Origin of the sequence: Mycobacterium kyorinense, assembly GCF_002101735.1 — a bacterium.
In the GTDB taxonomy this organism is placed as follows: Bacteria; Actinomycetota; Actinomycetes; order Mycobacteriales; family Mycobacteriaceae; genus Mycobacterium; species Mycobacterium kyorinense.
Genome location: NZ_LQPE01000116.1, coordinates 1 through 8,093, shown reverse-complemented (window position 1 = coordinate 8,093; position 8,093 = coordinate 1). Strand labels below are relative to the sequence as shown.

Annotated in this window: 9 protein-coding genes; 3 read left to right on the top strand and 6 right to left on the bottom strand. The window is 66.5% G+C overall.

Going from position 1 to position 8,093, the window contains the following annotated elements; all coding sequences use genetic code 11:
- The first annotated feature begins 48 nt into the window (after window positions 1-48).
- Complete coding sequence (locus AWC14_RS14155; protein WP_081968382.1) at window positions 49-837, top strand: sirohydrochlorin chelatase; 789 nt, start codon at window positions 49-51, stop codon at window positions 835-837.
- A gap of 5 nt (window positions 838-842) precedes the next feature.
- On the opposite strand, the gene AWC14_RS14150 is transcribed toward AWC14_RS14155, so the two are convergent.
- The 6 genes from AWC14_RS14150 to AWC14_RS14130 all read right to left on the bottom strand — a co-directional run bounded on the left by AWC14_RS14150 (window position 843) and on the right by AWC14_RS14130 (window position 5,107).
- The gene (locus tag AWC14_RS14150) at window positions 843-1,898 is read right to left on the bottom strand and encodes a sulfate/molybdate ABC transporter ATP-binding protein (RefSeq protein WP_085241315.1); all 1,056 of its coding nucleotides are present in this window, start codon (window positions 1,896-1,898) and stop codon (window positions 843-845) included.
- On the bottom strand, window positions 1,895-2,710 hold the full coding sequence (gene cysW, locus AWC14_RS14145) for a sulfate ABC transporter permease subunit CysW (RefSeq protein ID WP_045385522.1): 816 nt from the start codon (window positions 2,708-2,710) through the stop codon (window positions 1,895-1,897). The genes AWC14_RS14150 and cysW overlap by 4 nt, the downstream gene beginning before the upstream one ends.
- A complete protein-coding gene (gene cysT / locus AWC14_RS14140) occupies window positions 2,707-3,537 on the bottom strand; it encodes a sulfate ABC transporter permease subunit CysT (protein WP_045385525.1) in 831 nt (276 codons plus the stop codon). The genes cysW and cysT overlap by 4 nt, the downstream gene beginning before the upstream one ends.
- The gene (locus AWC14_RS14135) at window positions 3,534-4,562 is read right to left on the bottom strand and encodes a sulfate ABC transporter substrate-binding protein (RefSeq protein WP_045385527.1); all 1,029 of its coding nucleotides are present in this window, start codon (window positions 4,560-4,562) and stop codon (window positions 3,534-3,536) included. Before AWC14_RS14135 ends, cysT begins: the two co-directional genes overlap by 4 nt.
- Window positions 4,563-4,685: 123 nt before the next feature.
- Window positions 4,686-4,778 carry an Ms4533A family Cys-rich leader peptide gene (locus tag AWC14_RS30210; protein WP_369126344.1) on the bottom strand — a complete coding sequence of 31 codons (93 nt, stop codon included), beginning with the start codon at window positions 4,776-4,778 and terminating at the stop codon, window positions 4,686-4,688.
- 137 nt (window positions 4,779-4,915) lie between these two features.
- Entirely contained in the window at window positions 4,916-5,107 is a 192-nt protein-coding gene (locus AWC14_RS14130) for a hypothetical protein (protein WP_045385530.1), read from the bottom strand.
- A gap of 112 nt (window positions 5,108-5,219) precedes the next feature.
- Between AWC14_RS14130 and AWC14_RS14125 the strand changes: the two genes are divergently transcribed.
- Together AWC14_RS14125 and AWC14_RS14120 are read left to right on the top strand one after the other, a co-directional pair.
- Window positions 5,220-7,208, top strand: a complete 1,989-nt coding sequence (locus AWC14_RS14125) for a glycoside hydrolase family 15 protein (RefSeq protein WP_045385533.1) — start codon at window positions 5,220-5,222, stop codon at window positions 7,206-7,208.
- A 154-nt stretch (window positions 7,209-7,362) separates the two neighbouring features.
- The gene (locus AWC14_RS14120) at window positions 7,363-7,953 is read left to right on the top strand and encodes a hypothetical protein (RefSeq protein ID WP_045385536.1); all 591 of its coding nucleotides are present in this window, start codon (window positions 7,363-7,365) and stop codon (window positions 7,951-7,953) included.
- The last annotated feature ends 140 nt before the right edge of the window (window positions 7,954-8,093 follow it).

The window sequence follows — 8,093 nt, the reverse complement described above, 5'->3', positions numbered from 1 at the left end:
GGGTGCCGATCCACGCAGCGGACGCTGGCAAGGCACCGGCAAAATCGAATGCGGGCTGCACGCATCGTGAACTCGCTGATATTTGGCGCCGACCCGTCCCCCGCAAGCGGGAGGTGCCCCCAGCACTCGGCTACGCCGAGCTTGCGATCGTCACTAGTTCTGACCGCCCACGGCAGTAGAGATTCGCGGTCGGCGGCAAATGCTAGGGCTGTCGCCCGACGGCTGCGGCTGCTGCGGCCGGGCCTTGACGTGCGCGTCGCTTTCTGCGAGCTGAACACACCCGGCCTGCCCGAGGTGCTGACGCCCGGCGCGGTGGTTACTCCGTTCTTGCTGGCCGACGCCTACCATGCCCGCGTCGACATTCCCAGGCAGATCACGGGTTTCGCCGGGGTGCGGCAGGCTGAGGTGCTGGGCGAGGACGATCGGCTGGTGGCGGTGCTACGCGAAAGGCTAAGCAGCGTAGGCGTTTCCGCCGCTGATGGCGAGCTCGGGGTCGTGGTGGTCGCGATCGGTTCGTCGCATGCCTTGGCGAACGCCCGCACCGCATCGGTGGCGGCCAAGCTGTCGGCGGGCACTCACTGGGCGGGTGCGACGACGGCGTTCGCCACCTCACCCGGTTCGATCGCCGACGCCGTCGAGGACTTGCGGCGGCGCGGCGCCCGGCGGCTGGTCATCGCGCCGTGGTTCCTGGCGCCGGGGCGGCTGCTCGACCGGGTGTCGGACTATGCGCGCGATAAAGGTATTCCGATGGCCGCAACCCTGGGCGCACACCAGTTGGTCGCCGAAACCGTGCTGGACCGCTACGACGAAGCGTTGGCCGAGCCCGTCGCGGCGTAACGCACTTACGCCAGCACGTCGTCCGCTACCGGTGCACTGACCTCCCCTGCGATCGGCGGCACCCGGGTGGCGGCCACGTAGACGGTGTCCCCCTCCTGCAGGGCCAGCGCTTCCGCGTCGCCCCGGGTGATCTGCGCAGTGAACGGCCCGCCGGTGGCCGCGTTGGTCAACTCCACCCGAACCTCGAAGCCCAGCATCACCACCCGATCGATCGTGGCGCGAACGACGCCGGCGGATTCCGCGGCGGCATCGCTGGCGGCGATCTTCATATCGGGTCTGCGACCGACGCGGATGTCGTGCGGACGGACCAGCGTGCCGTTCAACGAGGACACCGCTCCCAGGAACGACATAACGAACGCGTTCACCGGAGTGTCATAGACCTCCGCCGGCGACCCGACCTGCTCGATGCGGCCCTTGTTGAGCACCGCGATGCGGTCGGCGACGTCGAGCGCCTCGGCCTGGTCGTGGGTCACCAGCACAGTCGTGACATGCACCTCGTCGTGCAATCGGCGCAGCCAGGACCGCAGGTCCTCGCGAACTTTGGCGTCCAGCGCGCCGAACGGCTCGTCAAGCAGCAGCACCTGCGGGTCGACGGCCAGCGCGCGGGCCAGCGCCATCCGCTGACGCTGCCCCCCGGAGAGCTGGTTGGGATAGCGGTCCTGAAATCCGGACAGCCCCACCACCTCCAGCAGGTTGTCCACCTTCTTGGTGATCTCGGCCTTGGGTCGGCGCCGGATCTTCAACCCGAACGCGACGTTGTCGCGGACAGTCAAATGCTTGAAGGCGGCGTAGTGCTGGAACACGAACCCGATGCCGCGCCGCTGCGGCGGCACCCGGGTGACGTCGCAGCCGTTGATCGTGATGGTTCCGGTGTCGGGCTGGTCGAGTCCGGCGATGGCGCGCAGCAGCGTCGACTTTCCCGATCCGCTGGGTCCCAGCAGCGCCGTCAGCGAACCGGCGGGAACCGTGAAGTCGACGTTGTCGAGCGCGACAAAGTTGCCGTGGCGTTTGTTGGCGCCCTGCACGATGATCGCGTTATTGCCATCGGTTTCCGCGGTCATGCGACCTCCTTGCCAACCCGCCGGACGTCCAGCAGCACCTGGACGATCAGCACCACCACCGATACCGCCATCAGCAACGTCGACAACGCGTAGGCGCCGTACTCGGCGCCCCGGTTGTAGCGGTCGGATACCAGCAGCGTCAACGTCTGCGATTTTCCCGGAAGATTCGACGACACCATCAGCACCGCGCCATACTCGCCGAGCGTTCGTGCGATCGTCAGGACGATGCCGTAGGTCAGACCCCACCGGATGGACGGCAACGTGACCCGCCAGAACGTCTGCCACCACGACGAGCCCAGCGTCGCTGCCGCCTCTTCCTGATCAGTGCCCAGCTCGTGCAACACCGGTTCGACTTCGCGGACCACGAACGGCAGCGTGACGAAAACACTGGCCAGCACGATTCCCGGCAGACTGAAGATGATCTTCAGTCCGAGGTCTCGCTCCACGAAGCCCAGTACGCCGGCCGATCCCCACAGCACGATCAGCGCCACGCCCACGATGACAGGCGAGACCGCGAACGGCAGGTCGATGATGGCCTGCAGCAGGCCCTTGCCGCGGAACCGGTTGCGCGCCAGCATCAATGCCGTCGGGATGCCGAAGATCACGTTCAGCGGCACCACGATCGCGACCACCAGCAGCGACAGCTGCAGCGCCGAGATCGCCGCGGGAGTGCTGACCCAGGCGTAGAACTGGCCGAGACCGGGTGAAAATGTGCGCCACAGGATCAGTGCCACCGGCACGATCAGCAGCACGGCGATATAACCGAGCGCAACGGAGCGCAGCAGGTAGCGGACGCGCGGCGAAGTCGTCACAGCGACAACTCCTCACGCTTGGCCGCGCGCGCCCCCAACGTGCGCAGGATGAGCAGTACCACGAACGAAATACTCAGCAGCACAATCGATATCGCAGCAGCCCCGGTGCGGTCGTCGTTCTCGATCAAGGTGCGGATCCACTGCGAGGACACCTCGGTCTTCCCGGGCACCGCGCCACCGATCAAGACGACTGAGCCGAACTCGCCGATGGCCCGCGAAAACGCCAGCCCCGCACCGGACAACAGCGAAGGAGTCAGCGACGGCAGTACCACCGACGTGAAGATCGTCGTGTTGTTGGCGCCCAGCGCCGCAGCCGCTTCCTCGGCCTCGTGGTCGATTTCGAGCAGCACCGGCTGCACGGCGCGCACCACGAACGGCAGCGTGACGAACGCCAGAGCCACCGCCACGCCCCATCCGGTGTGCTGCAGATGCAGGCCGACCGGACTGTGCGGACCGTAAAGCGCCAGCATCACCAGGCTGGCGACGATGGTGGGCAACGCGAACGGCAGGTCGATGATGGTGTCCACCAGCCGTTTGCCCGGGAAGTCGTCGCGCACCAGCACCCAGGCGATCAACAGGCCGAACACCAGGTTCACCAGCGTGACCGCGGCCGAGAACGTCAGCGTCACCCGGAACGACTCCAGCGCGGCACTGGAGCTGACCGCCAGCCAAAACGCCCGCCAGCCGCCGCCGAAGGCTTGCCATGCGATTGCGGCCAATGGCAGCAGCACGATCACCGACAGCCATCCCATCGCCACGCCGACGCGCAGCGATGTGCTGCCGCCGCGGCGCGCGTCGCCCAGGTTGGGTATCAGCGTCGCCGTCATCCGGTGGCCCGCATGTAGATTCCGGTGATGCTGCCACTGTTCTTGTCGAACAGTCGTGGATCCACGGTGTCCCAGCCGCCGAGATCGGTGATCGTCCACAGCTTGAGCGGCACCGGGAACTGGCCGCGAACCTCGGCGGCGACGGCCGGGTCGACGGGACGGAAACCGGCCTGCGCCCAAAGCTTCTGCGCCTGCTCGGTGTACTGGAAGTTCTTGAACGCGGTCGCGGTGTCCACGTGGGCGCTGCTGGTCACCACGGCCAGCGGGTTCTCGATTTTGAAGGTCTGCGGCGGGTTGACGTGGGTGATCGGCTTGCCTTGCCGCTCAGTGGCGATGGCCTCGTTCTCGTAGCTGATCAGCACGTCGCCGCTGCCCTGCACGAACACGTCGGTGGCCTCGCGCCCCGAGCCGGGGCGCAATTTGACGTGCTGGCTCACCAATTTGTCGACGAAGTCCACGCCCGCCTGGGGATTTCGCCCGCCCTCGCTCTTGACGGCATACGGCGCCAGCAAATTCCATTTCGCGGACCCCGAACTCAACGGGCTGGGTGTGATGACTTCCACGCCGGGCCTCAGTAAATCGTCCCAGTCCTTGATGTTTTTCGGATTACCCTGCCGCACCACCAAGGTCACCACCGAGCCGAACGGAATACCCTTGGTGGCGTCCTTGTCCCAATCCTTGGAAACCTTGCCCGCCTTGACAAGACGGGTGATGTCGGGTTCCACCGAGAAGTTGACGATATCGGCGGGCTTGCCGGCGGCGACGCCGCGCGACTGGTCGCCCGATGCGCCGTAGGACGTGATCACCTGCACCCCCTTGCCCTCCTGCGAGGCGTTGAACGCCGGAATCACCTTGCTCCACCCCGGTTCCGGTGCCGAGTAGGCAACCAGCGTGATGCTGGTGCGTGCATGGCCCGGCCCGCCGCCGCCGACGACGTCGCTGGCGCCACCATGGCACGCCGCCGCCACGCCGACGCCGACGGCGAGGGCGATGACGCGCGAAGAACCTTTGACGAGGTTGAGCATTGGACCTTTCCGTGCCGGGCTTTTAGATCACAAACCCGTCGCTTTCGGAAAGGCTGGTCTGAGGTGATCAGTTATTGCCGAATTCCACCCACTCCGACGCCAGACCGCGCGCGGGTATTTCAGTCAGCGACAACAGTGCACGTCGGCTACAGCGCAATCCCCCACGGCAATGAGTGCCAACACATAGCACTCGTTGTTGCCGGTCGCTGTATGCATGGCGCGAAGCCTAACAGAACCAGCCGAAAGCGCCATTTGGAACACCACTGCCTAGTGGGTCAGCAACCACGTGACAATCACCAGCACCACCAGGGTGACCAGCACCAGAGTCACCTGCGAGCGGGGCATGCCGGTCATCAGGATCCTTCGTTACTGTGGCGGGCGCGGCGCATCAGCCGGATGCCGCGCCCCAGCAACGCGTCCAGCACGAGCGCGACGAGGTAGGCCAGCGCCAGCACAACCGGCATCACCACGATGGTCTGCAGGACGAACCCCAGCCCGGACAACCACAACTCGACGCCGTCCCACCAACTGAGGAACCCGTCCACCGGGCTAACCCTATTCCCCACGGCGGGCGAAACCAACGCGGGCGAGTTCGCCGGACGGGACACACCCCGCCCCTAGTGGACGCCGGCCAGGTCGGCAGATGATGATGTCGGCATGGTCCTGCACGCCGAGTCTGCCGACGAGACCGTCGCGCCGTTCACCGTGACGTCCCCGGTGCCGATCACGCCCGGCGGCTCGCTGCGGAACCCCTTTCCGCCTATCGCCGACTACGCGTTTTTGTCCGACTGCGAGACGACGTGCCTGATTTCGCCGGCCGGTTCAGTGGAGTGGCTGTGCGTGCCGCGGCCGGACTCGCCGAGCGTCTTCGGCGCGATCCTGGACCGCAGCGCCGGCCACTTCAGGCTCGGCCCGTACGGCGTCTCGGTGCCCTCGGCGCGACGCTACCTGCCCGGCAGCCTGATCATGGAGACCACCTGGCAAACCCACACCGGCTGGCTGATCGTGCGGGACGCGCTGGTCATGGGGCCGTGGCACGACATCGAGCGGCGGTCGCGCACGCATCGCCGCACCCCGATGGACTGGGATGCCGAGCACATCCTGCTGCGCACCGTGCGCTGTGTGTCCGGCACCGTCGAGCTGATGATGAGCTGCGAACCGGCGTTCGACTACCACCGGGTCGGCGCCGCCTGGGAGTACTCGGCCAACGCGTACGGCGAAGCGGTCGCGCGGGCCAAACAAAACCCCGACGCCCATCCGACGTTGCGGCTGACCACCAATCTGCGGATCGGGCTGGAGGGCCGCGAAGCGCGGGCGCGCACCCGGCTCAAGGAGGGCGACGACGTGTTCGTCGCGCTCAGCTGGTCCAAGCACCCAGCGCCGCAGACCTACGACGAGGCCGCCGAGAAGATGTGGCAGACCACCGAGTCGTGGCGGCAGTGGATCAATATCGGCAACTTCCCCGACCACCCGTGGCGGGCCTATCTGCAGCGCAGCGCGCTGACGCTGAAGGGTTTGACGTATTCACCGACCGGCGCGCTGCTGGCCGCCAGCACCACCTCGCTGCCGGAAACCCCGCAGGGCGAACGAAATTGGGACTACCGGTATGCCTGGATCCGCGACTCGACGTTCGCGCTGTGGGGCCTTTACACGCTGGGCCTGGACCGTGAGGCCGACGACTTCTTTGCGTTCATCGCCGACGTGTCGGGCGCCAACAACGGCGAACGCCATCCGCTGCAAGTGATGTACGGCGTGGGCGGCGAACGCAGCCTCGAAGAATCCGAACTGCACCACTTGTCGGGCTATGACCACGCCCGCCCGGTCCGGATCGGCAACGGCGCCTACAACCAGGAACAGCACGACATCTGGGGCAGCATCCTCGACTCCTTCTACCTGCACTCCAAATCGCGCGAGCAGATCCCCGAGACGCTGTGGCCAGTGCTGAAGAAGCAAGTGGAAGAGGCAGCGAAGCACTGGCGTGAACCCGACCGCGGCATCTGGGAGGTGCGCGGCGAACCGCAGCACTTCACGTCGTCGAAGGTGATGTGCTGGGTGGCGCTGGACCGCGGCGCCAAGCTGGCCGAGCGACAGGGCGAAAAGAGCTACGCCCAGCAGTGGCGGGCGATCGCCGAGGAGATCAAGGCCGACATCCTGCACCGGGGAGTCAACTCGAACGGAGTGTTCAAGCAGCACTACAACACCGACGCGCTGGACGCGTCGCTGCTGATGGTGGTGCTGACCCGGTTCCTGCCGCCGGACGACCCGCGGGTGCGCGCGACGGTGCTGGCCATCGCCGACAACCTCACCGAACAGGGCCTGGTGCTGCGTTACCGGGTCGAGGAGACCGACGACGGCCTCACCGGCGAGGAGGGCACGTTCACCATCTGCTCGTTCTGGCTGGTGTCGGCGCTGGTCGAGATCGGCGAGGTGAGCCGCGCCAAGCATCTGTGCGAGCGGCTGTTGTCGTTCGCCAGCCCGCTGCACCTCTACGCCGAGGAGATCGAGGCGCGCACCGGCCGGCACTTGGGCAACTTCCCGCAGGCGTTCACCCACCTGGCGTTGATCAACGCCGTCGTGCACGTCATCCGCGCGGAGGAAGAGGCCGATTCCACCGGGGTATTCCAGCCCGCCAACGCACCGATGTAGCTCACCTGCTGCGCGAACGTGCGTGTCCCAGGTTCAAATACGGAAGTATTACGGGAACACGCACGCTCGCGCCAAAGTTGGAAAACGCTTGCGCCCCCGGCGTGTTCCACTCAGGCAACGCAACCGCCCGGCGTCGGCGCGGTACGGTGCACTGATGGCTGCTATGACATCTCGATTCGGGGTTCGGACCGCGTTCATTTGCGTCACGCTGCTGGCACTGGCCGGATGCGGTCACGACGCTAAGCCCGCTGCGACGTCGGCGACGACCACCGCCTCCGGCGCGTCGTGGTCCCGTCCGGACGCGCCGCCCGACCCGCACACGCTGTTGCGTGCCGGCGCCACCGCGGTAGGCACGGTGCCGAACAGCGTCCTGACTTTCATCGCGAGCGAAACCGAGGACGAGGGAACCTGGAAGGCGCAGGTAGTGGCCCCGGACGGCACCGAGCAGCAACTGAAAATCGGGGTCGACGGTTTCACGGTGCTGGTCGGGCCGACGCCGAAGAACGACAGCGACGCCGACAAGGCCCGGCATCGCTCACTGATCCACGCAGCGCACCTGGACTATCAAGCCGCCGTGAACAAGATGCTGGCCGTGGTGCCCAACGGGGCCATTACCGAGTTGAAGCTCGACGACACCAACAACACCACCGTGTGGGACGGCCACGTGTGGGATACCAATCTGGTCGGACACAAAGTCACGATCACTGCGGCGTCGGGCGAACTGGTCGCCAACAAGCAGGAGTAGCTGCCTTGTGCTTCCGAGGGTGCGTGCTCCCGGAATCTGCCGCGGTGCGTCGTCCGGGGACTACGCACGCTGACCGGAAAATACCCACGGTGAGGTGACGGCGTGAAGCGGCCCGCAGGGCTGGTGGAGCGGGTGGTGTT

Excerpts from the sequence above, each read along its gene's own strand:
- AWC14_RS14155 (WP_081968382.1), top strand. The coding sequence starts at position 49 with ATGCGGGCTGCACGCATCGTGAACTCGCTGATATTTGGCGCCGACCCG.
- AWC14_RS14150 (WP_085241315.1), bottom strand. The coding sequence starts at position 1,898 with ATGACCGCGGAAACCGATGGCAATAACGCGATCATCGTGCAGGGCGCC.
- cysT (WP_045385525.1), bottom strand. The coding sequence starts at position 3,537 with ATGACGGCGACGCTGATACCCAACCTGGGCGACGCGCGCCGCGGCGGC.
- AWC14_RS14135 (WP_045385527.1), bottom strand. The coding sequence starts at position 4,562 with ATGCTCAACCTCGTCAAAGGTTCTTCGCGCGTCATCGCCCTCGCCGTC.
- AWC14_RS30210 (WP_369126344.1), bottom strand. The coding sequence starts at position 4,778 with ATGCATACAGCGACCGGCAACAACGAGTGCTATGTGTTGGCACTCATT.
- AWC14_RS14125 (WP_045385533.1), top strand. The coding sequence starts at position 5,220 with ATGGTCCTGCACGCCGAGTCTGCCGACGAGACCGTCGCGCCGTTCACC.
- AWC14_RS14120 (WP_045385536.1), top strand. The coding sequence starts at position 7,363 with ATGGCTGCTATGACATCTCGATTCGGGGTTCGGACCGCGTTCATTTGC.